Genomic DNA, 26,162 nt, shown 5'->3' with positions numbered 1-26,162 from the left:
AGTGATATTACACCTGAAAAGATAAGTGTGTGAAAACGATTTGATTATCCATACATTTTGCACAACACTGCGAGTAACAATCCAAGCATTCAGAGATGACTATGACCGTTACCCGTCCCCGTGCCGAGCGCGGCGCATTCCCACCTGGAACCGAACATTACGGACGTTCCTTGTTAGGCGCACCGCTAATCTGGTTTCCTGCACTGGCAGCCGATCGTGAAAGCGGCCTGATACTGGCGGGAACGCACGGCGACGAAAACTCCTCTATCGTTACCCTTTCCTGCGCATTGCGTACGCTTAACCCTTCCTTGCGTCGCCACCATGTGGTGCTGGCCGTAAACCCTGACGGTTGCCAGCTTGGACTGCGCGCAAATGCGAACGGCGTCGATCTGAACCGTAATTTTCCCGCCGCAAACTGGAAAGCGGGAGAAACGGTGTATCGCTGGAACAGTAGCGCAGAAGAGCGTGATGTGGTGTTGTTGACCGGCGAAAGTCCGGGTTCGGAACCAGAAACCCAGGCGTTGTGTCAGCTTATTCACCGAATTCATCCCGCCTGGGTAGTCTCTTTTCACGATCCACTGGCCTGTATTGAAGATCCCAGAAGCAGCGAGCTGGGTTCGTGGCTGGCACAGTCGTTTGAATTGCCTCTGGTCACCAGCGTAGGTTATGAAACGCCCGGCTCTTTTGGGAGCTGGTGCGCAGACCTGAATTTACACTGCATAACCGCCGAATTTCCGCCCATTTCATCGGATGAAGCGAGCGAAAAATACCTGCTGGCCATGTCCAATCTGCTGCGCTGGCACCCTAGGGATGGAGCTGCCCGGTCGTAAAATGTAGGGCTGGCTCCGCATCGCTGGCCAGCCACGTAGGGCCATCAAGATCGGCAAAGTTAACCTGCGGCGTAAGCGGTAACGCCGCACCAATAGCCCGGGAGGTACACAGCATGCAGCCCAGCATCAGCGCAAATCCCTGCTCGCGGGCTTCCGTTGCCAGCGCCAGTGCTTCCGTCAGACCGCCTGTTTTGTCCAGTTTGATATTGACCATTTCATAGCGTCCGTGCAGCGCTTTCAGGCTACTGCGAGTGTGGCAACTTTCATCTGCGCAGATGGGCAGCGGATGCACAAAATTCTCCAGCGCGGCATCATCCTGGGCCGGCAGCGGCTGCTCCAGCATCGCCACCCCTAAATCAGCCAGAAGCTGACAGCGTGCCGCAAGGCCTTCTGCCCGCCAGGATTCGTTGGCGTCGACAATAATCGTGGCGTCAGGAACAGCCGCACGAATGGCAACCATCCGCTCACTAATTAAGCGAGCATCCAGTTTAACTTTCAGCAGTTTTGCGCCATTTCCCCACAGCGCAGCCGCGCTCGCAGCCATTTGTTCCGGCGAGCCAATCACTACGGTTTGCGCCGTCGTCACCACTTCCGCCAGTTCACTTCCCACCAATTCCGCCAGCGACTTCTGCTGTTGATGCGCACTTAGATCCCACAACGCGCAGTCTACGGCATTTCGCGCAGCCCCTGCTGGCAGCAGCTTTTGCAGCTCTTCACGCGTCAGTCCGTTTTCCAGTTGTGGCGCAATGCTCATTATTTGCGCCAGGACAGAGGCATCGCTTTCACCGTAGCGCGGGTACGGTGTGCACTCGCCAATACCTGTGACGCCATTTTCTGTCAATTCGACGACAACCACATGCGCTTCGGTCCTGCTCCCACGGGCGATGACAAAGGGAGTGTGCAGCGGCCAGGCTTCCTCATATACCTTAACTGTTCTCATTTGTTTTCCTTAATACAGTCCCTGAAGCGGATATCCGCAAATAGCGTTTGCCGTGTTAACTGTTGATGGCATAAACTAGCCTCGACGTTAACTATATGTAAACAGGAAGATAACCATGTCACAAACCGTTCATTTCCAGGGCAACCCGGTTGCAGTTGCCGGCTCCATTCCTCAGGCTGGAAGCAAAGCTCAGGCTTTTACCCTTGTGGCTAAAGACCTGTCTGACGTTACGCTGGGCCAGTTTGCAGGCAAGCGCAAAGTGCTGAATATTTTCCCAAGCATCGATACTGGCGTTTGCGCGGCATCGGTACGTAAGTTTAACCAACTGGCGACAGAAATCGACAATACCGTCGTACTGTGTATTTCGGCCGACCTGCCATTCGCCCACTCTCGTTTTTGCGGCGCGGAAGGTCTGAGCAACGTTATCACGCTGTCCACCCTGCGCAACGCAGAATTCCTGAAAAACTACGGTGTTGAAATCGCTGAAGGCCCGCTGAAAGGTCTGGCCGCACGTGCCGTAGTTGTTATCGATGAAAATGACAATGTTGTTTTCAGCCAACTGGTCAATGAAATCACCAACGAACCAGACTACACAGCGGCGCTGGACGTACTGAAAGCGTAAGCTGCGTTTGCATACAAAAATGCCTCCGCATGGAGGCATTTTCATTTACGGCATTACTCTTCGCTTTTTTTCTGTTGGCTCAGGCCGTACTCGCGCAATTTATTGGCAATCGCGGTATGCGAAACGCCGAGGCGCTTGGCCAGCTTGCGCGTGCTGGGATAATTCATATACAGCTGCGTCAGCACGGAGCGTTCAAAGCGGCTAGTAATTTCATCCAGCGACCCTTCCATTACCTCTTCTCCGACCGCAACCGTTGCCGCATCATAATCCGGCAGTAAAATATCCTGCGGCCGCAGCTCATAGCCTTCAAGCTGGGTCAACGCCCGGTAGATAGCGTTTTTAAGCTGACGCACGTTGCCCGGCCAACCGTAACGGGTTAACACCGTGCTGAGATCGGCGGACAGCTTCGGACGCGGCACGCCCTGCTCATCGGCAAAACGCGCCACGAACAGTTCGGTGAGCGGCATAATATCTTGTGGGCAATCGCGCAGCGGCGGCAGGTTTAGCGTCAGTACATTCAGACGATAATAGAGGTCCTCACGGAAAAGTCCTTTCTGCACCAGCTCCACAAGGTTCTTTTGCGTCGCGCAAATCACACGGACATCAACATGAACTTCGTGATCTTCTCCCACGCGACGGAACGTGCCGTCATTGAGAAAACGCAGCAATTTGGTCTGCATACGCGGCGACATTTCGCCAATTTCATCTAACAGAACCGAACCGCCATTCGCCTGCTCAAAGAACCCTTTTTTGCCTTCCGGCGCATGGCCAAACAGCTCGCTTTCAACCGCATCTTCAGGGATTGACGCACAGTTCAGCGCCAGATACGGTTTCGACGCACGCGGGCTTGCCAGATGACAGGCATGGGCAAAAAGATCTTTGCCGGTGCCGGTATTACCAGTAATCAGCAGCGGTGCGCTCAGCGTCGCCAGCTTGCGCGCTTGTTCTACGACGTGTTTCATTTTGGCGCTGACGGCAATAATCTGGCTAAACGCACTGAGATCCTGCGTTGTCATATTTTGCAGCTGACGTCCCATTCGGATGGTGGAGCGCAACATCACCACCGCGCCGGTCAGCATCTGCTCCTGATTTTCGCCCTGCAAATGGACTGGCGTAATTTCCATCAGGAAATTCTGTCCGTTAATCACGACATGTTCGCTATGGGAATCCTGCGGATTGCTTTCCAGCCAGCGCTGGAAGTTAAACCCATTGATTAACTGGGCTGCGGTATGGTTGCGCATCCGCTCCTGGGTGTGCGCAAAAAGTTGACAGCTCGCAGGGTTCGCCATCTCAACTTTGCTTTTCATATCAAGAGAAAGGACCGGTTCTGGCAACGCTTCAAGCAGAGCACTCAGCGCCAGATGTTCACGTTCGGAAGGCATCCAGGGTACGGTACGCACATCCGTAACCCCTGAAATACGGCGGATTTCAGCCATCAGACTGCTGAAGTTGGTGAACTCCAGCTCCGCAAAATTAAGGTAAATTCGCCCGATGGGGTCAATCTCGATACCGCGCAAATCAATGCTTCTCAGCACCAGTAAATCGAGCAATTCGCGGGTCAGACCAAGACGGTCTTCACAAAAGACTTCCAAACGCATAGGAACCTTCACCTGGACAAGGGATTATGTGTTAAATGATAAGACAGTATTTGGTTTGCAGGAAGAACTCTGTCAACAAATATTGACAGCGCGCTGGAAAATTAGGCGTCGGGGCGTAAAGTTATACGATCGGCGTCTGTTTTATAGCTAACTTTCGCGCGGAGATTTGTTCTTTTGTAAGGTCTCTTTCACCTGACCAATCAGTTGACGGCGAAAATCGCCCAGTCGTGGCTTATCATCATCGATCCACGGCAGCGGTCGGCAAAGCTCCATAGCTTTAATGCCCAGACGCGCCGTTAATAACCCCGCGCCAATGCCCTGTGCGGCACGCGTTGATAAGCGGGCGGCTAAATCCTGCGACATCCAGTCCATCCCTACTTCCCGCACCAGCTCACTGGCCCCGGCAAAAGCGATATTCAACAACACCAGGCGGAACAGGCGCAGACGGCTGTAATAACCAAGTTCAATGCCATACAGCGAAGCAATGCGATTAATCAGCCGCAGATTTCGCCAGGCGATAAACGCCATATCCACCAGCGCCAACGGACTGACTGCAATCATCAGCGTGGACTCTGCCGCTGAACGACTGATCTCACGCCGGGCTTGCGCATCCAGCACCGGCTGCACCAGATGGGCATACAGGCTGACCACTTCGCGATCGTTCTGTGTTTCATGAATTGAGGCATACCAACGCTGCAATGCTGGATGAGACTGATCGATACCCGCCTGCTGCGCCAGTTTTTCACAAAATGCACGACCTTTTCCGGTTCCATGGCTGTGGAGCAAGTCTCGCGCTTCATCACGTTCGTGCGCGCGCTGACGCAATCGCCACAATCTGCGCCACTCGGTTGCCACCGATCCGACACCTGCGCCGATAATCAATGCGCCTGCGGCACATCCTCCCAGCGCGACCCAGTCCTGAGTCTGCCAGGCGTTCATGGTCCACTGCACACCCTGAGCAACAACGCTCACGCCAAACAGCGCCAGCCCGCCCATCACCATCTTGCGCCACAGACTGCGTTTGGGGCGTAAGGCCGCATCAATGACGGCCTCCGCCTGACCTTCGTCTTCCAGGGGTTCATCCACTTTCGCCGGAGAAAAAGTCTGCGCCTCCGTTTCGTTGAACATTTGCTGCGCTTTAAACGCCGTGTTTTGTTCCACGTCCAGCGGACCTGAGAAGTCGATACGCGGTTTTAACGGCTCGCTCATCGCAATTTATCTCCTATTAAAAACTCCAGCGCGGCATCGAGGCGGATATGTGGTAAGGGTTTATCGACATCCATAACCTGCGGGCGAAATGCTTCAAACTGAAACCCCTGGCGGTCCCAGAACGCCTGTCCTGGCAGTCGCGCGGGCACTTCACCAGGATAAACGGTCAGCGGTTCGCCATCGCTCAGACGATTACCACGCAGCGCCGGGATCTTTTCACCTTTCACATCGATCAAGCCGCTGGTGGTTGCCTGCACCGATGCCAGCCCCAGACAATCCATGCTGATACCTTCGAACGCCGCGTTTTGCCATGCGTCCTGGATCAGCTGCTGCAATAACGACACCATATTGGCGTGCTGATCGACTGTGACGTGGTCGGCTTTGGTGGCGGCAAACAGCAGCTTGTCGATCACTGGAGAAAATAACCGACGAAACAGCGTACGCTGCCCGTAATGGAAGCTTTGCATCAACTGGGTAAGCGCCAGGCGCATGTCGTTGAACGCCTGTGGCCCGCTGTTGAGCGGCTGCAGGCAATCGACCAGCACAATCTGGCGGTCAAAGCGCAGGAAGTGATTCTTATAAAACCCTTTGACGACCTTTTCGCAGTAATAATTGAATCTTTCGCGCAACATGCCCGCGTTGGTGTGTTTGTCAGCCTGCGCCAGCTTTGATTCCCCCCAGGCATCGACATCCGGCCACGGGAAGAATTGCAGCGCAGGCGCGCCCGCCATATCTCCGGGCAGGACAAAACGGCCCGGTTGAATAAAATGTAGGCCCTGCTGTTTACACTGATGCAGATACTCCGTCCAGGCGGCAGCAATTTCCGCCAGACGGTTTTCATCAGCAGGCGCCAACGGATCCAGCCCCAGGCATAACTGCCGCCATTTTGCCGACCATTCGCCCCGCTGCCCCTGCAATAATCCGGTCATTTGCCGCGACCAGCTCAGATAATCCTGGGCAAGCATCGGTAAATCGAGCAGCCACTCCCCCGGATAATCGACGATCTCCAGGTACAGCGTGGAGGTGTCTTTAAAGTGGCGCAGTAAAGAGTCATTGGATTTATAGCGCAGCGCCAGACGTATTTCACTCACGCCGCGCGTAGGGGTCGGCCAGGTTGGCGGAGAGCCGTACAGTTGCGCCAGTCCCTCATCATAGGTAAAGCGCGGAATGCCAAAATCGCGTTGAGGAACCCGTTTCACGCCGAGCAAACGCTCTTCGCGCACGCAGCTGAGCAACGGCAGACGCGCACCGGCATGAATATTGAGTAACTGGTTTACCATCGCAGTGATAAACGCCGTCTTACCGCTGCGGCTAAGTCCGGTGACAGCCAGGCGTAAATGCCGGTCTACGCCGCGATTAACCAGCGAATTGAGTTCATTTTTAAGTCGCTTCATCGCCATCCCGTTTTGCTGAAGGAACCGAAGAAATTATAACAAACAGGAAGTAAAGATAGGGGTCAATTCTTACTTATCAACTACCTGGGCGGTACCTGGCGGCATTATTCTTACCGCCAGGAGCAGAAGAACTGCGTACGGCTTATTTATTCTCTACTTTAGGAAGCGAGATCTGGTTGATGCCACCTTCATTCGTCACCTGCGTATAGCCCATTTCAGTCAACATATCCTTCGCTTGTCCCGATTGACGCCCGGAGTTGCAGTACAGCTTCACAGTGTCGTTCTTATCAGGAACTTCAGCTGCAATACGTGCCTTCATTTCTTTTAACGGAATATTGACGGCCCCCTGAATATGCTGCTGTTGGTACTGTTCAGGAACGCGAACATCGATCCAGTGTTCGGCTGCGTAAACCGGCATGCCGATGACCAGAGCCAATGCTAATACACCTTTTTTCAACATAATATCTTCCTGACTGATAGTTGGATTTACCTCTACACTATACGCCAGTTCTTAAGAAAATATTGCGACCGTATTATCACCGTCTGCAGGCGCGGACGATTGTTCCTCAGATTACCCATGCCGCAGTTAGCCTGTTGATTTTTCTACCCGCATTTGATGTTCCTACCCAACAATTAGGTGAGCAAAGCTGTAATTTATTATTTAATCTGATTGCAGGAGAGAAAGGATTACATAATATCACGATAGGAACACAAATATTGCTGACCGACTTCCTGATATAAAACCTGGGTATTAATGCTCAGCGAAATAGATTTTTTAGTTCACCCTCAATACCCGTGGAAACGACCCAAAATAATTCTGACAGCCCCCAAATTATATTTGTAAGCTGCCGCAAATTAACTGAGGGAATGTTGATTAATTGTTGCTTGCTTTTGCTGATTCAAATATCAGGGTTGATTACCTGAATAGCGTTTCGACAATTTTGCCGCAGCCCGACTCAACACCGGTTCCAGAACCAACGCCAGCAGCATTTTTAGCGGGCGTCGGGCGACGGACTTCACCGCCCACCCTGCTACACCCGCCGGGCCGTAGCGCAGCGCGGTCAGGAGCACCAGCTTACCTGCTATTTTAAAGCCCGGCTTAACCCTTTGCCCGGCACGTTGCCAGCGATTGTTCATTTCTGTCCTCACAATTGACGGAAGCGACTACGTAAGGAAAAAGTATCGGAGGTCACATAACGCTCCATTTCACGTAAACGCTTTTCACTAGCCGCCAGCTCGCGATCGACGGCATCCAACAGCTCACCGCTTGATGGCTGCTGCTCGCCGGAAACCACATTATCCGGCATCGGATCCAACACAAAGGTCAGCACGATGTAGGCGACGAAGGTGAAAAAGGCCAGGCCAAAAAAGACTGACAACACCACCAGGATCCGTACCAGCTTCACAGGCACATCGAGATAATGCGCAATACCTGCGCAAACCCCCTTCACCATGCCCTGCTGCGGAATACGCCACAGTTTTTTGTTCAGGTTAACGCCTCCCATTAGCGGTCCCTCCAGTTTGGATGTTCAGCATCGAGGATGTCTTCCAGCGCCTGAATGCGCTCGCGCATCCGCTGTGCGTCATCGTTGAGTTCAACCAGGCGTTGCTGTTCACTTTGCGACAGTTCACCACGACTGGAACGGTTGCTGTAATGCAGCCAGAGCCAAATCGGTAAAACGAACAACACAAAGATGGTTAACGGGATAGCCAGAAATAGCGCGCTCATGAGTACTCCTTACAGGTGATGAGCGGCGGCGCGTTCGGGCGCCGCCAGATGTTATTATTGCTTGTCTTGCTGCATTTTGGCTTTAAGTTGCGCCAGCTGCTCGCTGATTTCATCATCTGCTTTCAGGTCAGCAAATTGCTGATCCAGAGACTTCTGTTTACCGAAGTTATGGCTTTCAGCCTCGGCTTCCATCTGATCGATACGACGCTCGAAAGATTCAAAGCGCGCCATCGCTTCATCGAGTTTACCGCTGTCCAGTTGACGACGAACATCACGCGAAGAGCTCGCCGCCTGGTGGCGCAGCATCAACGCCTGCTGACGAGCACGGGTTTCACTAAGTTTGTTTTCCAGCTCACCGATCTCTTTTTTCATACGCGCCAGCGTATCGTCAACCAGCGTCACCTCATGCTCTAGCGAGGCAATCAGGTCAGTCAGTTTCTGTTTTTCAATTAACGCAGAACGCGCCAGATCTTCTTTCTCTTTACGCAGCGCAAGTTCTGCTTTTTCCTGCCACTCTGCCTGTTGCGCGCTGGCCTGTTCAATACGGCGAGATAATTGTTTCTTTTCTGCCAGCGCACGCGCTGAGTTGGAACGTACCTCAACCAGCGTGTCTTCCATTTCCTGGATCATCAACCGCACCAGCTTCTGCGGATCTTCAGCCTTTTCCAGCAACGCGTTAATGTTGGCGTTCACGATGTCGGCAAAACGAGAAAAAATACCCATAATGTAATCCTCACTTACTGTTCTGATATCGGGCAATGCCCTGCTATTTTCGTAATGCACGGGGCGTGCCAACTTTTTATCTAATTGATTCTATTAATTATATCTAATTTTACCTGTTGCGAAAATTAGGGTAAATTGGTGAATAACACTAACAAATGGTGAATTTCATCATGGCAGGATACAAAGATAATCTTCTGGGCGAAGCGAACAGCTTTATTGAAGTGCTGGAGCAGGTTTCTCATCTCGCGCCGCTGGATAAACCAGTACTGGTTATAGGTGAGCGCGGGACCGGGAAAGAACTTATCGCCAACCGCCTGCACTACCTCTCCACCCGCTGGCAAGGCCCGTTTATTTCGCTTAACTGCGCGGCGCTAAACGAAAATTTGCTTGATTCCGAACTGTTTGGTCACGAAGCGGGTGCCTTTACCGGCGCGCAAAAACGCCATCCAGGACGTTTCGAACGCGCCGACGGCGGTACGCTGTTTCTCGATGAACTGGCAACTGCCCCGATGTTGGTACAGGAAAAATTGCTGCGCGTTATTGAATATGGCGAGCTGGAGCGCGTAGGTGGTAGCCAACCATTACAGGTTAACGTACGACTTGTTTGTGCGACCAATGCCGACTTACCTCGCATGGTTAGCGAAGGCACTTTCCGCGCGGACCTGCTGGATCGCCTGGCCTTTGACGTGGTGCAACTCCCACCGTTACGCGAGCGTCAAAGTGACATTATGTTAATGGCCGAACATTTTGCCATTCAGATGTGCCGCGAGATCGGATTACCTCTGTTTCCGGGTTTTAGTGCCGAGGCCAGAGAAACGCTCCTCCACTACCGTTGGCCGGGCAATATTCGTGAACTGAAAAACGTCGTGGAGCGATCCGTTTACCGGCATGGAACCAGTGATTACCCGCTGGATGAGATAATCATTGACCCCTTCCGCCGCCACACTACGCAGCCGCAGGCGCCGGAAACTAAACCGATGTCTGTAGGGTTACCGCTGGATCTGCGTGAATTCCAGCAGCAGCAAGAGAAAGACTTTCTACAAACCAGCTTACAGCAGGCAAAATTTAACCAGAAAAAAGCCGCTGAATTACTGGGGCTGACTTACCATCAGCTTCGCGCTTTGCTGAAAAAACACCAGATTTAACGCACATTTGCAGATGTCATATTGGCGGATTTGACGCATAACCCCATCAGGGTTTACCATGACGCCATTACTGTATAAAAAAACAGGTACAAATATGGCTCTGGCACTCGTTGGCGAAAAAATTGACAGAAACCGTTTCACCGGTGAGAAAATTGAAAATAGTACATTTTTTAACTGTGATTTTTCAGGTGCCGACCTGAGCGGCACTGAATTTATCGGCTGTCAGTTCTATGATCGTGAAAGCCAGAAAGGGGGCAAATTTAGTCGTGCGATGCTGAAAGATGCCATTTTTAAAAGCTGTGATTTATCCATGGCGGATTTTCGCAATTCCAGTGCGCTGGGCATTGAAATTCGCCACTGCCGCGCACAAGGCGCAGATTTCCGCGGCGCAAGCTTTATGAATATGATCACCACGCGCACCTGGTTTTGTAGCGCATATATCACGAATACCAATCTAAGCTACGCCAATTTTTCGAAAGTCGTGTTGGAAAAGTGTGAGCTGTGGGAAAACCGTTGGATGGGTGCCCAGGTACTGGGCGCGACGTTCAGTGGTTCGGATCTCTCCGGCGGCGAGTTTTCGACTTTCGACTGGCGAGCAGCAAACTTCACACATTGCGATCTGACCAATTCGGAGTTGGGTGACTTAGATATTCGGGGCGTTGATTTACAAGGCGTTAAGCTGGACAACTACCAGGCGTCGTTGCTCATGGAGCGGCTTGGCATCGCGGTGATTGGCTAGCATTCACGGAGCGGTAAGTACCGCTCCCGCCCTTATACAATAGTGTCCGCCCTTGCCTTAAAAGTCACTTTCGACGCACAGAGCGTAAACGTTAGAGGGTTCCGGTCCCCCCATCAGAACACCAGACCTGACCAGACGTATAGCTGTTCTCCCGAGCGGCCAGGGTGACATAAAGCGGCGCGATTTCCACCGGTTGACCAGGGCGTCCCAGCGGCGCATTTGCCCCAAATTTCTCCACCTTTTCCTGCGGTTGACCACCACAGCACTGCAGTACAGTCCAGTATGGACCCGGCGCGACGGCATTGACACGGATCCCTTTCGGGGCCAGCTGTTTCGCCAGCGATTTAGTAAATGCCACGATAGCTGCTTTAGTCTGAGCATAATCAAGCAAGATTTCACTTGGCTCATAAGCCTGTACGGAGGAGGTATTAATTATCACGCTGTCTGGTGAAAGATGGGGTATGGCCGCTTTGGTGATCCAAAACATAGCGTAAACATTGGTTTTGAATGTTGCGTCGAAGTCTTCTGTGGTGAGTTCCTCAATTGACTCACAAAATTGCTGACGACCCGCATTATTGACGAGGATATCCAACCCTCCCAGTCCTTTTACCGCCTGTGTTACCAGATGACCGCAAAAAGCCTCATCACGGATATCTCCGGGGATGGCCAAAACATTTCTGCCTGCTTTTTTTATCAGATCGACCACTTCACGCGCATCGTCTTCTTCTTCAGGTAAATAGTTAATCGCAACATCTGCGCCTTCACGAGCATAGGCAATAGCAACAGCACGACCAATCCCTGAATCCCCACCGGTAATTAATACCTTGCGCCCATTCAGGCGACCGCTTCCCTGATAGCTGTCTTCTCCATGATCGGGGCGCGGTTGCATTTTCCCCGCCAGCCCGGGAAAGGGCTGCTGCTGCTGTTGAAAAGGCGGCGCCGGAAAACGCGCAGAATTGGTTTTATTAATGGTCTTTTTTTCCTTGTTTAAGCCAGCCATTCAATTACCTCTCATTATTTATCACAAAGACTAATAAGCGTAGACCAAAATGAATGGCATGACCTATATTATCCAGCTACACTTAATTTTCTCGGAATATTACCCTCCCTACTTTCCTCTACCGTTGCGCTTATATCCCCACCAACGTTAGATTTAATTTAAAAAATATTATTTGAGACTTATCCAGTTCGCAGTGTTAATAAATAGCAACCACACTTAACATCTCAATCTGGGCAAAAGGAGAACGTATGAAATTATCCATAACGCCATTATTATGTTGTTTTTTATTGTCGCCAGCGCTTGCTGATGATAACGGCGGGTTGAAAAATGATACAGCTCCACCGCCAGCCCACGCTCTGGATGAAGGTTATCGTGGGACTGAAGATGCAAGAATCATGACTGTCGAACAGGCCAAAACGATGCATGACGGTGCGACCATTTCTCTGCGAGGTAATCTCATCGAGGATCAAGATGGAGACAAATTTGTCTTTCGTGATAAAACCGGCAGTATCCTGACTTTAATTCCACACGCGGTTTTCGATGGTCGAACGGTTAAACCCGATCAAATGATCAGTATTAACGGTAGCCTCGACGCTAAAATGCAACCACCAGTAGTACGCGTAAATAAGATCCAGAAGTAACGCAATAACCGGGAAGAAAGCCGCTCTTCCCGGTCGATTTTCTTTATTCCCACGATTTTGCGAATGCTCTCTTCTGCCCGTCATGGTCATTTCCTCCCTCTTTCCCCTCACATTTTTCTTTCTACCCGCGAATCACGCGTTTATAGCAAGTCAGATGGGCCATGAAAATGCTAAGATAGTTAACAGAGTAGATTCAAAGTGGATAGCGGGTATAAATTTTGACCATGTCGCGGTGTTGAACTCGCGCTTATCGAGCCTGTTACTCCCAAAAACAAACGGTAATGGCAAATGTCATTAAGTATTAGTAAGATAGCCTCTTTATATAATCCATTAAAATTATGCGCCTGGTTTTATCATCTCTGATCGTGATGGCTGGATTTCTGAGTGGTCAGGCTGCTGCTGCGCCTGAGCAACCTCCGCACGCTGATATTCGTGACAGTGGGTTTGTCTATTGCGTCAGCGGGCAGGTCAATACGTTCAACCCACAAAAAACGAGCAGCGGTCTCATCGTCGACACGTTAGCGGCCCAATTGTATGACCGACTGCTTGATGTAGATCCCTACACCTATCGGCTGGTGCCTGAGCTGGCTGAAAGCTGGGAGGTGCTGGATAACGGCGCAACCTACCGCTTCCATCTGCGTCGTGACGTTCAGTTTCAGAAGACTGCCTGGTTCACCCCCACCCGCAAACTAAATGCAGACGATGTGGTGTTTACCTTTGAGCGCATCTTTGATCGCCACCATCCGTGGCACAATGTGAACGGCAGCAGTTTCCCCTACTTCGACAGCCTGCAGTTTGCCGATAACGTCCAAAGCGTGCGCAAACTGGACAACAACACCGTTGAATTCCGCTTAACGCAACCGGATGCCTCCTTTATGTGGCACCTTGCCACACACTATGCCTCCGTAATGTCGGCGGAATATGCCGCTAATCTGGCAAAACAGGATCGCCAGGAGTTGCTCGACAGACAACCCGTCGGCACAGGCCCGTACCAGCTTTCGGAGAATCGTGCCGGCCAATATATTCGGTTGCAGCGACATGAAAAATTCTGGCGTGGCACTCCTCTGATGCCGCAGGTCGTAGTGGATCTCGGTTCTGGTGGAACCGGACGCTTATCGAAATTACTCACTGGCGAATGTGACGTTCTTGCCTGGCCTGCCGCCAGCCAGCTCAGCATATTGCGTGATGACCCTCGCCTGCGTTTGACGCTGCGCCCGGGGATGAACATTGCCTATCTGGCGTTCAACACCAATAAACCGCCGTTGAATAACCCTGCCGTGCGGCATGCGCTGGCGCTAGCGATCAACAACCAGCGCTTAATGCAGTCTATCTACTACGGGACGGCAGAAACCGCGGCATCTATTTTGCCTCGCGCCTCGTGGGCTTATGATAACGAAGCTAAAATTACAGAATACAACCCGGCAAAATCGCGCGAGCAGCTAAAAGCGCTGGGGCTGGAGAATCTGACGTTACAACTTTGGGTCCCTACCAGCTCTCAGGCCTGGAACCCCAGTCCGCTGAAAACCGCCGAGCTGATTCAGGCAGATATGGCTCAGGTGGGTGTGAAAGTGAAGATCATCCCGGTAGAAGGTCGTTTTCAGGAGGCGAGATTAATGGATATGAACCATGATCTGACGTTATCCGGCTGGGCAACGGACAGTAACGATCCTGACAGTTTTTTCCGGCCGTTGCTCAGCTGTGCCGCCATCAATTCGCAGACCAACTTTGCCCACTGGTGTAATCCACAGTTTGACAGCATTCTGCGCAAGGCCCTCTCTTCGCAGCAGCTATCATCGCGAATTGATGCCTATGACGAAGCGCAAAATATTCTTGCACAAGAGTTACCGATCCTGCCACTGGCCTCTTCACTGCGTCTGCAGGCTTATCGTTACGACATCAAAGGGTTGGTGCTCAGTCCATTCGGTAATGCCTCTTTTGCCGGCGTGTCCAGGGAAAAGAAAGATGAGGTGAAAAAACCATGATTATCTTCACCTTGCGTCGATTCTTATTGCTACTGGTAACCCTGTTCTTCCTGACCTTTATTGGCTTCAGCCTGAGCTACTTCACGCCTCATGCGCCGTTACAGGGTGCATCGCTGTGGAACGCATGGGTATTCTGGTTCAATGGTCTCATTCACTGGGATTTCGGCGTATCCAGTATCAACGGTCAGTTGATCTCAGAGCAGCTGAAAGAGGTGTTCCCGGCCACAATGGAGCTGTGCATTCTTGCCTTTGGTTTTGCACTAATGGTTGGGATCCCCGTTGGTATGCTGGCCGGTATCACGCGGAACAAATGGCAGGACCGCTGCATCAGCGCTTTGGCTCTGATGGGGTTTTCTATCCCCGTTTTTTGGCTGGCGCTGCTGCTGACATTGCTCTTCTCGCTGACCCTCGGCTGGTTACCCGTTTCCGGGCGTTTTGATCTTCTCTATGAGGTGAAACCTGTTACCGGTTTTGCCATTATTGATGCGTGGATCTCCGACTCGCCCTGGCGCGATGAAATGCTGGTCAGCGCTATCCGTCATATGGTGCTCCCGGTGCTGACGCTCTCCGTTGCGCCCACCACAGAAGTTATCCGCCTGATGCGTATCAGCACCATTGAGGTCTTTGACCAGAACTACGTCAAAGCGGCGGCCACGCGCGGTCTGTCACGATTAACGATTCTGCGTCGTCACGTCCTGCACAACGCTCTTCCGCCGGTGATCCCGCGTCTGGGATTACAGTTTTCCACCATGCTGACGCTGGCGATGATCACCGAGATGGTCTTTAGCTGGCCCGGTCTTGGTCGTTGGCTGATTAACGCGATTCGCCAGCAGGATTACGCGGCGATTTCAGCGGGCGTGATGGTGATTGGCTCACTGGTTATTATCGTTAACGTCATCTCTGATATTTTGGGTGCTATGGCTAACCCTCTGAAACATAAGGAATGGTATGCCTTACGATAGCGTCTACAGCGAAAAACGCCCGCCAGGTACGTTGCGCACCGCATGGCGCAATTTCTATGGCGATGCGACTGCGATGATTGGCCTGTACGGCTGTGCGGGACTGGCTATTCTGTGTATTTTTGGTGGTTGGTTTGCCCCTTACGGCATCGATCAGCAATTTCTCGGCTATCAGCTTTTACCGCCGTCATGGTCGCGCTATGGCGAAGTCTCATTCTTCCTCGGGACAGACGATCTGGGACGTGACGTTTTAAGTCGTCTGCTCAGCGGCGCGGCCCCGACCGTTGGCGGCGCGTTTGTCGTTACTCTTGCCGCCACGCTGTGTGGCCTGGTATTGGGCGTAGTTGCCGGTGCGACGCACGGCTTGCGCTCTGCGGTGCTGAACCACATTCTGGACACCCTGCTGTCGATCCCTTCTCTGCTGCTGGCGATTATTGTGGTGGCCTTTGCCGGGCCGCATCTGACACACGCCATGTTTGCCGTCTGGCTGGCGCTACTGCCGCGCATGGTGCGCTCCGTTTACAGCATGGTGCATGACGAGCTGGAGAAAGAGTACGTCATTGCCGCTCGCCTGGACGGTGCAACCACACTGAATATTCTGTGGTTCGCCGTTCTGCCCAATATTACCGCTGGCCTTATTACTGAAATCACCCGCGCACTGTCGATGGCGATTCTGGATATCGCCGCGCTGGGTTTTCTCGACCTTGGCGCACAGCTGCCGTCCCCGGAATGGGGAGCCATGCTCGGCGACGCGCTGGAGCTGATTTATGTCGCACCGTGGACGGTGATGCTGCCAGGCGCGGCAATTATGATAAGCGTGTTGCTGGTTAACCTACTGGGTGACGGCGTGCGCCGCGCAATTATTGCGGGGGTGGAGTAATGCCATTACTGGATATCCGCAACCTGACCATTGAATTCAGAACCGGTGACGACTGGGTTAAGGCTGTTGATCGTGTCAGCATGACCTTGAATGAGGGTGAAATCCGCGGGCTGGTCGGTGAATCTGGATCAGGCAAAAGTCTGATCGCTAAGGCCATTTGCGGGGTTGCTAAAGATAACTGGCGCGTAACCGCAGACCGTATGCGTTTTGATGATATCGATCTGCTACGCCTTTCGGCGCGTGAACGACGCAAATTGGTCGGTCATAACGTCTCCATGATCTTTCAGGAGCCGCAGTCATGTCTCGATCCGTCCGAGCGTATCGGACGTCAACTGATGCAAAATATTCCGGCATGGACCTACAAAGGTCGCTGGTGGCAGCGCATCGGTTGGCGCAAACGCCGTGCGATTGAACTCTTGCACCGCGTCGGGATAAAAGACCATAAAGACGCCATGCGCAGCTTTCCATATGAGCTGACCGATGGCGAATGCCAGAAGGTCATGATCGCTATCGCATTAGCGAATCAGCCGCGTTTGCTGATTGCCGATGAACCAACGAACGCGATGGAGCCAACCACCCAGGCGCAAATTTTCCGTCTGCTAACCCGTCTGAATCAAAACAGCAATACTACCATTTTGTTGATAAGCCATGACCTGCAAATGCTCAGCCAGTGGGCTGACAAAATCAACGTGATGTACTGCGGACAAACGGTCGAAACCGCGCCAAGTAAAGATTTGGTGACAATTCCGCATCATCCTTATACTCAAGCGTTGATTCGCGCTATTCCGGATTTTGGTAGCGCGATGCCGCACAAAAGCCGCCTGAATACCATGCCAGGAGCTATTCCATTGCTGGAACAATTACCCATCGGCTGCCGTCTGGGGCCACGCTGTCCTTATGCACAACGCGAATGTATTGAAACTCCAAGACTGACCGGAGCAAAAAATCATCTCTACGCCTGTCATTTCCCGCTGAACATGGAGAGAGAGTGAGATGGTAGAAACCCTGCTCGAAGTTCGTAATCTGAGCAAAACCTTTCGCTACCGGACAGGTTTATTTCGCCGCCAGACCGTTGAGGCCGTTAAGCCCCTGAGTTTCACCCTGCGTGAACGTCAGACGCTCGCCGTCATTGGTGAAAACGGTTCGGGGAAATCTACGCTGGCTAAAATGTTGGCGGGTATGATTGAACCCACCAGCGGTGAGCTGCTGATTGACGATCATCCGTTAAAATATGGCGATTATTCATTTCGTAGTCAGCGGATCCGTATGATTTTCCAGGATCCGTCAACATCGCTTAATCCGCGGCAACGTATCTCGCAAATCCTCGATTTTCCGCTACGTCTGAATACCGACCTCGAGCCTGAGCAGCGTCGTAAACAGATCGTGGAGACCATGCGCATGGTCGGGCTGCTGCCCGATCACGTAAGCTATTACCCACATATGTTGGCCCCAGGGCAAAAACAGCGTCTGGGCCTTGCCCGTGCGCTCATTTTACGCCCCAAAGTCATTATCGCCGACGAAGCCCTGGCCTCTCTGGACATGTCGATGCGTTCGCAGCTCATCAATCTGATGCTGGAATTGCAGGAAAAACAGGGGATTTCGTATATCTATGTGACCCAACATATTGGCATGATGAAGCACATCAGCGATCAGGTATTAGTCATGCACCAGGGCGAAGTGGTAGAACGCGGCAGTACAGCGGATGTTCTGGCGTCCCCGCTTCATGAGCTTACCCGCCGCCTGATTGCAGGTCATTTCGGCGAAGCGCTTACCGCTGATGCCTGGCGAAAAGATCGTTAGCAAACGGCTGCCCTCCTCAACCGGGGGGCAATCTGCCATCAGTGACACAACGTAGGTAAGAGCAGCGTATCAACTTCAGTAAACGCGACTGACGGGTAAAGGGCACCACCCTGCATTGCCCAGACACCTGCGGTACTGGCCTCGTCGATAAGTCGTACTGTTTCTACTCCCTTCACCACAACACGGTCGCAATATTCCCTGATATTTTTGATCAGCACCGGGAACATCGGTTTTTCTACCTGTTCCAGGAAGAAACCGCGATCCAGTTTCACAACGTCAAAATGACCGCAAACCAGCGGACTGGCCCCTACGCTGCCGGAGCCAAGATCGCCCAACCACAATGCGTTTGGGCCGTCGCGAAGTGAATTAATCAGCAAATTATTCAGGCACACGGTATTCGACAGAAAACGTTCTGAAAGTTCCAGTGCAATAAATGGTAGAGCATGTAAGGCCGACTTGATGGCTGGATCACCAATCGCCAGCAGTGCCATTTCGTCAATGAGGTTCAGGGTGCAAATAAGGCTGTTGCGCTCAAACCAGTCACGCTTTTCGGCAATTAGTCGAATTTGCTCGAGCATGAAATTACGCTTTTGTTCGCTATCCCACGCTGAAATGATGAAATCTGGATGCAACGGGTGAACCGTATCTGAAGTAAACCGGGCGTTAATCTCTACACCCAGTAATTTATCTGTTGTGTCTCTCATCGGTTCCGCGATGAAATGATAGTGCATAAGACCACTCCAATTGATCATAACATCCTGATAATGCACTTCTAATCACAATCAATCAATAATATCGATCAATGAATCGATATTGATCGATAAAAACAATATATCATAACAAGCTGAATATTGTCATATTTTTTGTTTTAAGAAAGTTCCTACCTTGCTATGTTTATTAACATCAGCTAGCAATGAAATAATACCATTTCAATGCCTTTGAAACCTCGTATTTTCTCTGATTCACCGACGTTAGATGCCTGAACGAAGCATAAGCGGAGGGGGATGATATACTCCTCACATGTAATGAAGTGACAGGTCACGTGAGGCGGATAACCATTCTCCAGGGAAAAAGCGTGGGATATAATTTCAGGCCAATTTCGAGTGCATTTAATGTGTCAATCATAACTCATTGATTGATAAAAGATAAGTGTTAACCAAAAGGATTAAAGCCATGGGTTTTTTATCAGGTAAGCGCATTCTGGTGACAGGCCTTGCCAGTAAATTGTCTATCGCATGGGGAATCGCTCAGGCGATGCATCGCGAAGGTGCCGAACTGGCGTTCACCTACCAGAACGACAAGCTGAAAGGTCGTGTGGAAGAATTTGCAGCGCAATTAGGCTCCAACATTGTTTTGCAGTGTGATGTAGCTGAAGATGCCAGCATTGACGCCATGTTTGCTGAACTGAGCAAAGCCTGGCCGAAATTCGACGGTTTCGTACACTCCATCGGCTTCGCACCTGCTGACCAACTGGATGGCGATTATGTGAACGCAGTTACCCGCGAAGGATTTAAAATTGCGCATGACATTAGCGCTTATAGCTTTGTTGCAATGGCAAAAGCATGTCGTTCCATGCTAAACCCTGGTTCTGCACTACTGACGTTGTCCTATCTGGGCGCAGAGCGTGCAATCCCTAACTATAACGTGATGGGCCTGGCGAAAGCCTCATTGGAAGCAAACGTCCGTTATATGGCTAACGCAATGGGGCCTGAAGGCGTACGCGTAAACGCAATTTCCGCAGGTCCAATCCGCACCCTCGCCGCTTCCGGTATCAAAGATTTCCGTAAAATGCTGGCCCATTGCGAAGCTGTTACGCCGATTCGCCGCACTGTTACCATTGAAGATGTGGGCAACTCTGCGGCATTCCTGTGTTCCGATCTTTCTGCCGGTATCTCTGGTGAAGTCGTACACGTTGACGGTGGTTTCAGCATCGCTGCAATGAATGAACTAGAACTGAAATAATCTTCCACTCTTTCTGGGCGGCCCACTGTCGCCCATGATGCTCGTTTTTAATTCCCCTCTACCCTGTCCCATATATGCTTTTCTGATATTTATTATCACGTAACAATCTTTCATCCCCTCTTCTGCTTACGTCAGGATATTGCAGCGCAAACGATCCGGCGTAGTGGTATGACGACGTGTCCGGGTCGCCACTTTTTAGACCAAGGACCGCCCATGGAACAACGCCGAATTGAAGGCAAAAGCCACTGGTATCATGAGACGCAATCCAGCATGTATCCACAAGATGTTCTGCCGCTGGTGCCGGAAGCCGCTCATGTCGACGACTGCTTTTTACTGGATCTGGCGATATCTGATGACGCCCTTTTACCTTTTCAATCCTGGTTAATCCCTGCCCGTAAACTTGCACAGATCCTCTTCCCGACCCACGTAAATCTGAGTCAGATGCACACATTCAGTGCCTATGAACGGATGAGTACGGCGTTAACCGTCGCTCAGGTATATGGCGTCCAGCGATTATGTAATCACTATGCCGCGCGTCTAACACCGCTTCCTGGGCCGGACTCCTCGCGGGAAAGTAACCATCGACTGGCGCAAATCACCCAATATGCTCGTCAACTTGCCAGCTCTCCAGCCGTGATAGGCGCGCGCGATCGCCAGCATCTGGATGCAGTCGGGCTAACCACCAGCGATAGCATTCTGATGAATCAAATTATCGGATTCGTCGGTTTTCAGGCCCGTATCGTGGCCCTGTTTCAGGCCTGGTGTGGACATCCGGTGCGCCGAATTCCGGGTCTCGATATACAACAATTCGCTCACGCTGCGCCATTTAATGCAACAAACACAACCTGGCACGCTGCGCCATTCCCGATAGAAAAACATCTTAATCATGATGAGTCGATAGACAGACGTTATCCCGAGGAACTGCAAGCGTTACTGCCATTACTGATACATTCCCCCGTCATTTTGGATTTACTCGGGTCACTCATTTCCAGCACACAACATAGCGGAATACCAGTGCAGGCATTTTCATTGGCGACGCTGATGACTTCACGGATTAATGGCAGCGTGGCCTGTTTTAATGAATATGCGTATTCAGCTCATGAATTAACCGAGGCCATTACCGTTCTTCGTCAGGATGAACGTGAATTACAACGTTGGGAACAACGACATCCGGTTGAGCGCGTCACCCTACAGGCGGTACAATGGCTGACCCGTGCGCCCGACCGCTTTAGCACCGCACTGTTAACGCCTTTGTTCGATCAGGGAATCTCTTCAGAGCAGGCCATTAACCTGCTAGCCTGGAGTGGATTGTGCGGATGGTTGAATCGCTTGAAAATCGCGCTGGGCGACACTGATTAACCGATCCACTTACTGAAAGAGCGCTTGCTGCCACTGGCAGAATCGCGTAAAACTGTCAGCCGCTCTTTTAGCCACGAAAATAGACAATTATGCTTCAGGACAACCCGCTGCTAGCGCAGCTTAAACAGCAACTACATTCCCAGACGCCACGTGCTGAAGGGGTGGTAAAAGCCACGGAAAAAGGCTTTGGCTTCCTGGAAGTCGATGCACAAAAAAGCTATTTCATTCCACCGCCGCAGATGAAAAAAGTGATGCATGGCGACCGTATTGTTGCGGTTATCCATACAGAAAAAGATCGTGAGTCTGCTGAGCCGGAAGAACTGATCGAACCCTTCCTGACGCGCTTCGTGGGTAAAGTTCAGGGAAAAAATGACCGTCTGTCCATTGTGCCGGATCATCCGTTACTGAAAGATGCTATTCCTTGTCGTGCAGCCCGCGGCGTTGAACATGAATTTAAAGAAGGCGACTGGGCTGTTGCAGAAATGCGCCGCCATCCGCTGAAAGGCGATCGCACCTTCTACGCCGAGTTAACCCAATTTATCACTTTTGCTGATGACCACTTTGTCCCGTGGTGGGTCACACTGGCACGCCATAATCTGGAAAAAGAAGCCCCAGACGGTGTAGCAACCGAAATGCTGGACGAAGGCCTGGTTCGTGAAGATTTAACCGCCCTCAATTTCGTCACCATCGACAGCGCCAGCACCGAAGATATGGACGATGCGCTGTATGCTGAAGAACAAGCTGACGGCACGCTACAATTAACCGTCGCCATTGCCGACCCAACAGCCTGGATTGCAGAAGGCAGCAAGCTGGATAAAACGGCAAAAATTCGCGCGTTCACCAATTATTTACCGGGGTTCAATATCCCGATGTTACCACGTGAATTGTCTGACGATCTCTGCTCTCTGCGCGCGAACGAAGTGCGCCCGGTTTTAGCTTGTCGTATGAGCATTACCGCCGATGGCACGATTGAAGACAACATCACCTTCTTCGCCGCAACCATCGAGTCTAAAGCGAAGCTGGCCTATGACAATGTTTCCGACTGGCTGGAAGGTACTGGCGAGTGGCAACCAGAAAACGACGCGATTGCGGAACAAATCCGTCTGCTGCATCGTATTTGCCTGAGCCGAGGAGAGTGGCGTCATAACCACGCGCTGGTCTTTAAAGATCGCCCGGATTACCGTTTCGTTCTCGGTGAAAAAGGTGAAGTACTGGACATCGTCGCTGAGCCACGCCGCATCGCAAACCGTATCGTGGAAGAATCCATGATTGCGGCAAATATTTGCGCCGCCCGTGTGCTTCGCGACAAGCTGGGCTTCGGTATTTATAACGTCCATATGGGATTCGACCCGGCCAACGCCGACGCTCTGGCCGCGCTGCTGAAAACCCACGGTATGCACGTCGATGCCGAAGAAGTACTAACACTGGAAGGTTTCTGCAAACTGCGCCGCGAACTAGATGCTCAGCCATCCGGTTTCCTCGACAGCCGAATTCGCCGCTTCCAGTCTTACGCTGAAATTAGTATTGAGCCAGGTCCACACTTTGGGCTGGGTCTGGAGGCATATGCCACCTGGACTTCCCCAATCCGTAAGTACGGCGATATGATCAACCACCGTCTGCTTAAGGCTGTCATCAAAGGCGAAACCGTCGCTCGACTTCAGGATGATACCACCGTGCAAATGGCGGAACGTCGTCGCCTGAACCGGATGGCTGAGCGTGACGTGGGTGACTGGCTATACGCCCGTTTCCTGAGTGATAAAGCCGGAACCGACACCCGCTTTGCGGCCGAGATCATCGACGTCAGCCGCGGCGGCATGCGCGTACGTTTGGTTGATAATGGCGCTGTTGCCTTTATTCCTGCACCCTTCCTGCACGCCGTGCGTGATGAACTGGTCTGCAGCCAGGAAAGTGGTACCGTACAAATCAAAGGTGAAGTGGTTTACAAAGTCACTGATGTGATTGACGTAACTATCGCCGAAGTTCGCATGGAAACCCGTAGCGTTATCGCGCGTCCAGCAGCGTAAACTGACAAATCCAACGACCTTTCTCTTTTTTGAAAGGTCGTTTTCTTTTTTTAGCGGCCAAATTTCAACCACACACTACACTTCTCTTATCCAGTCAAAAATTTTTTTTACTATTTTTCAGTTCCGCTGGCTTTGCTTTTTATGGATTCTGGATTACATATAAATATATAAATAAAACAATACGTTCAGCCATAATCACCCTGAATGAATCATGGCTACCCTTACTTTTGAGGCTTTATGCGCTTTAAACGGGATAGTACACATCATGAAAGACGTCCGGGAGCTGGTTACGTTGTATAGCTATGTGGGCACTCATAACCCCTACTGGCGTTTGTCAGAGGATTGCAACATCCTGCATTTCTCTATTGATGAAACAGCAGAAGCTGAGCAGACCATCGAATTATCACCCGAGCAGGCCGACCGCATTCGCGAGATGACGGTGATTACGTCAAGTCTGTTAATGACGTTACCCATTGAAGATGACGACATATCTGTGCATCTGGTCGGTCGAAAAATCAATAAACGCGAATGGGCCGGTAGCGCATCCGCCTGGGATGACACCCCTTCCGTCGCCCGCGACCTGGCTCACGGGCTCTCTTTTGCCGAACAGGTCGTTTCTGAAGCCAATTCCGTTATTGTCATTCTTGACCGCATGGGCAACATTCAGCGTTTTAATCGCCTGTGTGAAGAGTACACCGGCCTCAAAGAACGTGAAGTTATTGGCCAAAGTGTATTCACATTATTTATGAGTCGACGTGAAGCCGCAGCCTCCAGACGCAACATCGAGGTTTTTTTTCGCGAAGGTAACTCATATGAGGTCGAACGATGGGTGAAGACCTGCAAAGGTCAGCGCCTGTTTCTTTTTCGCAATAAGTTTGTACATAACGGTAGCGGCAAGAACGAAATATTTCTGATCTGTTCCGGCACCGATATCACTGAAGAACGTCGCGCGCAGGAACGCCTGCGGATGTTGGCTAATACCGACTCCATCACCGGATTACCGAACCGCAACGCCATTCATGAGCTGATAAGCGATGCGATTGAGAACGCAGGTGATACTCAGGTTGGGATTGTATATCTCGATCTGGATAACTTCAAAAAGGTGAACGATGCCTACGGGCACATGTTTGGCGATCAGCTGTTGCAGAGCGTGTCGCTGGCAATTCTCAGTTGTCTTGACGACAACCAGCTATTGGCTCGGTTTGGCGGTGATGAATTTATCGTCCTTGCCACCGAAACGTCCCAGAGCACTCTGGAAGCTACCGCATCGCGCATTCTGACACGCTTGCGTCAACCCTTTCGCATTGGCCTGATTGAAGTCTATACCGGCTGCTCTATTGGTATTTCCCTCGCTCCACAGCATGGTCAGGACTGCGAGAGCGTCATTCGTAACGCCGATACGGCCATGTACACCGCGAAAGAAGGCGGCCGCGGACAGTTTTGTGTTTTCTCTCCGGAAATGAATCAGCGGGTATTTGAATACCTGTGGCTGGATACTAACCTGCGCAAGGCGCTGGAAAACGATCAACTGGTTATCCATTATCAGCCAAAGATAACCTGGCGAGGCGAGGTGCGCAGCCTGGAGGCGCTGGTACGCTGGCAGTCTCCGGAACGCGGCCTCATTCCACCACTGGAATTTATCTCCTACGCCGAAGAATCAGGGCTTATTGTTCCGCTGGGTCGCTGGGTTATTCTGGACGTTGTGCGTCAGGTCGCAAAATGGCGCGCCAAGGGAATCAATCTGCGCGTGGCGGTAAACGTTTCTGCCCGCCAGCTCGCCGATCAGACGCTATTTACCGATCTCAAACAGGTGCTTCATGAACTCGACTTTGAATATTGCCCCATTGATGTCGAGTTAACGGAAAGCAGTTTGATTGAAAATGAGCAGTTGGCACTGTCCGTCATTCAGCAGTTTAGCCAGTTGGGGGCGCAAATCCATTTGGATGATTTTGGTACTGGATATTCGTCACTGTCTCAACTGGCCCGCTTCCCGCTTGATGCAATTAAATTGGATCAAACCTTTGTCAGGGATGTACACAAACAACCTATTTCGCAGTCGCTTGTACGTGCCATTGTTGCGGTCGCACAAGCACTCAATCTGCAGGTCATCGCCGAAGGTGTTGAAAGCGCGAAAGAGGATGCCTTTTTAACCAAAAATGGCGTCAACGAACGTCAGGGTTTTTTGTTTGCCAAACCAATGCCAGCGGCTGCATTTGAACGTTGGTATCGACGACATCTGAATAAAAAAACGCGCTAACGCAGTGGGATCAAACGTCGTTAATAGCCATAAATGGACATAACGTAACGATCCTATCTGCATGTAATCACGGAATATATAATATTCTTCTATCATTGATAGTTAATACTATTTTTCCCTTCTCTTTTGCCATGAAATTCTGCATCATGAAATTCAAACTCGATTGCCATTAGGATGATAACCATGTCTGATATCGACGCTCAGCGTCTGGCCGAACGCATTGATACCGTGCTGGATATCCTCGTTGCAGGTGATTACCACTCAGCCATCCACAATCTCGAAATTCTGAAGGCTGAGCTGCTAGACACGGCCAAAGAAGATGCCGAGTCTTTGCCCAAAAAGCACAAGGCTCCCTGGGAGATCTGATGA

At 51.4% G+C, this 26,162-nt stretch carries 26 protein-coding genes and 1 pseudogene; 16 read left to right on the top strand and 11 right to left on the bottom strand.

Annotated elements, in window-relative coordinates; all coding sequences use genetic code 11:
• Positions 1–101: 101 nt before the first annotated feature.
• A complete protein-coding gene (gene mpaA / locus OGY33_RS07050) occupies positions 102–830 on the top strand; it encodes a murein tripeptide amidase MpaA (protein ID WP_048216283.1) in 729 nt (242 codons plus the stop codon).
• Here the strand turns inward: mpaA and ycjG are convergent.
• A complete protein-coding gene (gene ycjG, locus OGY33_RS07045; protein ID WP_191238467.1) occupies positions 805–1,770 on the bottom strand; it encodes an L-Ala-D/L-Glu epimerase in 966 nt (321 codons plus the stop codon). The two genes, mpaA and ycjG, sit on opposite strands and share 26 nt — an antisense overlap.
• A gap of 115 nt (positions 1,771–1,885) precedes the next feature.
• Between ycjG and tpx the strand changes: the two genes are divergently transcribed.
• A complete protein-coding gene (tpx, locus tag OGY33_RS07040; RefSeq protein WP_003020437.1) occupies positions 1,886–2,392 on the top strand; it encodes a thiol peroxidase in 507 nt (168 codons plus the stop codon).
• Between the two features lie 53 nt (positions 2,393–2,445).
• Here the strand turns inward: tpx and tyrR are convergent, their stop codons facing one another.
• The 4 genes from tyrR to pspE all read right to left on the bottom strand — a co-directional run bounded on the left by tyrR (position 2,446) and on the right by pspE (position 7,053).
• The gene (gene tyrR / locus OGY33_RS07035; RefSeq protein WP_008784910.1) at positions 2,446–3,990 is read right to left on the bottom strand and encodes a transcriptional regulator TyrR; all 1,545 of its coding nucleotides are present in this window, start codon (positions 3,988–3,990) and stop codon (positions 2,446–2,448) included.
• Between the two features lie 147 nt (positions 3,991–4,137).
• Positions 4,138–5,199, bottom strand: coding sequence for a YcjF family protein (locus OGY33_RS07030; protein WP_032943592.1), 1,062 nt, complete (start codon positions 5,197–5,199; stop codon positions 4,138–4,140).
• Positions 5,196–6,593, bottom strand: a complete 1,398-nt coding sequence (locus OGY33_RS07025; protein WP_191238466.1) for a YcjX family GTP-binding protein — start codon at positions 6,591–6,593, stop codon at positions 5,196–5,198. Before OGY33_RS07025 ends, OGY33_RS07030 begins: the two co-directional genes overlap by 4 nt.
• A gap of 142 nt (positions 6,594–6,735) precedes the next feature.
• Entirely contained in the window at positions 6,736–7,053 is a 318-nt protein-coding gene (gene pspE, locus OGY33_RS07020; protein ID WP_008784913.1) for a thiosulfate sulfurtransferase PspE, read from the bottom strand.
• Between the two features lie 155 nt (positions 7,054–7,208).
• Between pspE and OGY33_RS07015 the strand changes: the two are divergent.
• Positions 7,209–7,334, top strand: a pseudogene (locus tag OGY33_RS07015) (LacI family DNA-binding transcriptional regulator); the annotation flags it as partial.
• A 165-nt stretch (positions 7,335–7,499) separates the two neighbouring features.
• On the opposite strand, the gene pspD reads toward OGY33_RS07015, so the two are convergent.
• Genes pspD through pspA form a run of 4 tightly spaced genes read right to left on the bottom strand, consistent with a single transcriptional unit; the run spans position 7,500 to position 9,045 of the window.
• Positions 7,500–7,730 (bottom strand): phage shock protein PspD, encoded by a 231-nt coding sequence (gene pspD, locus OGY33_RS07010; RefSeq protein ID WP_003833267.1) that lies wholly within the window; start codon positions 7,728–7,730, stop codon positions 7,500–7,502.
• Positions 7,731–7,738: 8 nt separating this feature from the next.
• Positions 7,739–8,098: an envelope stress response membrane protein PspC gene (gene pspC / locus OGY33_RS07005; protein WP_003020497.1), complete on the bottom strand. Its 360-nt coding sequence runs from the start codon at positions 8,096–8,098 to the stop codon at positions 7,739–7,741.
• The gene (gene pspB, locus OGY33_RS07000) at positions 8,098–8,322 is read right to left on the bottom strand and encodes an envelope stress response membrane protein PspB (RefSeq protein WP_003020509.1); all 225 of its coding nucleotides are present in this window, start codon (positions 8,320–8,322) and stop codon (positions 8,098–8,100) included. Before pspB ends, pspC begins: the two co-directional genes overlap by 1 nt.
• 54 nt (positions 8,323–8,376) lie before the next feature.
• Positions 8,377–9,045, bottom strand: a complete 669-nt coding sequence (pspA, locus tag OGY33_RS06995) for a phage shock protein PspA (protein ID WP_003020532.1) — start codon at positions 9,043–9,045, stop codon at positions 8,377–8,379.
• 155 nt (positions 9,046–9,200) lie between these two features.
• Between pspA and pspF the strand changes: the two genes are divergently transcribed.
• On the top strand, positions 9,201–10,190 hold the full coding sequence (pspF, locus tag OGY33_RS06990; RefSeq protein WP_161495982.1) for a phage shock protein operon transcriptional activator: 990 nt from the start codon (positions 9,201–9,203) through the stop codon (positions 10,188–10,190).
• A gap of 94 nt (positions 10,191–10,284) precedes the next feature.
• Entirely contained in the window at positions 10,285–10,929 is a 645-nt protein-coding gene (locus OGY33_RS06985; RefSeq protein WP_065825684.1) for a quinolone resistance pentapeptide repeat protein QnrB75, read from the top strand.
• Between the two features lie 91 nt (positions 10,930–11,020).
• On the opposite strand, the gene OGY33_RS06980 is transcribed toward OGY33_RS06985, so the two are convergent.
• Positions 11,021–11,929: an SDR family oxidoreductase gene (locus OGY33_RS06980; protein ID WP_001749993.1), complete on the bottom strand. Its 909-nt coding sequence runs from the start codon at positions 11,927–11,929 to the stop codon at positions 11,021–11,023.
• A 248-nt stretch (positions 11,930–12,177) separates the two neighbouring features.
• Here OGY33_RS06980 and OGY33_RS06975 point away from each other — a divergent pair, with 248 nt between their 5' ends.
• The 6 genes from OGY33_RS06975 to sapF all read left to right on the top strand — a co-directional run bounded on the left by OGY33_RS06975 (position 12,178) and on the right by sapF (position 18,191).
• Complete coding sequence (locus tag OGY33_RS06975; RefSeq protein ID WP_008784920.1) at positions 12,178–12,570, top strand: YdeI family stress tolerance OB fold protein; 393 nt, start codon at positions 12,178–12,180, stop codon at positions 12,568–12,570.
• 338 nt (positions 12,571–12,908) lie between these two features.
• Positions 12,909–14,552 carry an ABC transporter substrate-binding protein SapA gene (sapA, locus tag OGY33_RS06970; protein WP_103015356.1) on the top strand — a complete coding sequence of 548 codons (1,644 nt, stop codon included), beginning with the start codon at positions 12,909–12,911 and terminating at the stop codon, positions 14,550–14,552.
• On the top strand, positions 14,549–15,514 hold the full coding sequence (gene sapB, locus OGY33_RS06965) for a peptide ABC transporter permease SapB (RefSeq protein ID WP_003020545.1): 966 nt from the start codon (positions 14,549–14,551) through the stop codon (positions 15,512–15,514). The genes sapA and sapB overlap by 4 nt, the downstream gene beginning before the upstream one ends.
• Positions 15,501–16,391: a peptide ABC transporter permease SapC gene (gene sapC / locus OGY33_RS06960; protein ID WP_003833291.1), complete on the top strand. Its 891-nt coding sequence runs from the start codon at positions 15,501–15,503 to the stop codon at positions 16,389–16,391. The genes sapB and sapC overlap by 14 nt, the downstream gene beginning before the upstream one ends.
• Entirely contained in the window at positions 16,391–17,383 is a 993-nt protein-coding gene (gene sapD, locus OGY33_RS06955; protein ID WP_003020556.1) for a peptide ABC transporter ATP-binding protein SapD, read from the top strand. The genes sapC and sapD overlap by 1 nt, the downstream gene beginning before the upstream one ends.
• A 1-nt stretch (position 17,384) precedes the next feature.
• Entirely contained in the window at positions 17,385–18,191 is an 807-nt protein-coding gene (gene sapF / locus OGY33_RS06950; RefSeq protein ID WP_003020558.1) for a peptide ABC transporter ATP-binding protein SapF, read from the top strand.
• 38 nt (positions 18,192–18,229) lie between these two features.
• Here the strand turns inward: sapF and OGY33_RS06945 are convergent, their stop codons facing one another.
• Entirely contained in the window at positions 18,230–18,922 is a 693-nt protein-coding gene (locus OGY33_RS06945) for an EAL domain-containing protein (protein WP_032943595.1), read from the bottom strand.
• 442 nt (positions 18,923–19,364) lie between these two features.
• On the opposite strand from OGY33_RS06945, the gene fabI reads away from it, so the two are divergent.
• The 5 genes from fabI (at position 19,365) to OGY33_RS06920 (ending at position 26,159) form a co-directional block, all read left to right on the top strand.
• Positions 19,365–20,153 carry an enoyl-ACP reductase FabI gene (fabI, locus tag OGY33_RS06940; RefSeq protein ID WP_020996373.1) on the top strand — a complete coding sequence of 263 codons (789 nt, stop codon included), beginning with the start codon at positions 19,365–19,367 and terminating at the stop codon, positions 20,151–20,153.
• Between the two features lie 213 nt (positions 20,154–20,366).
• Positions 20,367–21,512, top strand: a complete 1,146-nt coding sequence (locus OGY33_RS06935) for a carboxymuconolactone decarboxylase family protein (protein WP_191238465.1) — start codon at positions 20,367–20,369, stop codon at positions 21,510–21,512.
• A gap of 89 nt (positions 21,513–21,601) precedes the next feature.
• Positions 21,602–23,536: an exoribonuclease II gene (locus OGY33_RS06930; protein WP_191238464.1), complete on the top strand. Its 1,935-nt coding sequence runs from the start codon at positions 21,602–21,604 to the stop codon at positions 23,534–23,536.
• A 265-nt stretch (positions 23,537–23,801) separates the two neighbouring features.
• Positions 23,802–25,793, top strand: a complete 1,992-nt coding sequence (gene pdeR, locus OGY33_RS06925) for a cyclic di-GMP phosphodiesterase (protein ID WP_048216266.1) — start codon at positions 23,802–23,804, stop codon at positions 25,791–25,793.
• A 183-nt stretch (positions 25,794–25,976) separates the two neighbouring features.
• Entirely contained in the window at positions 25,977–26,159 is a 183-nt protein-coding gene (locus OGY33_RS06920) for a YciZ family protein (protein ID WP_003833313.1), read from the top strand.
• The last annotated feature ends 3 nt before the right edge of the window (positions 26,160–26,162 follow it).

The organism is Citrobacter sp. Cpo032, from assembly GCF_030332975.1.
Lineage (GTDB): Bacteria > Pseudomonadota > Gammaproteobacteria > Enterobacterales > Enterobacteriaceae > Citrobacter > Citrobacter portucalensis.
The sequence above is the reverse complement of the archived record's forward strand: the minus strand, read 5'-3'. Positions and strand labels throughout refer to the sequence as shown.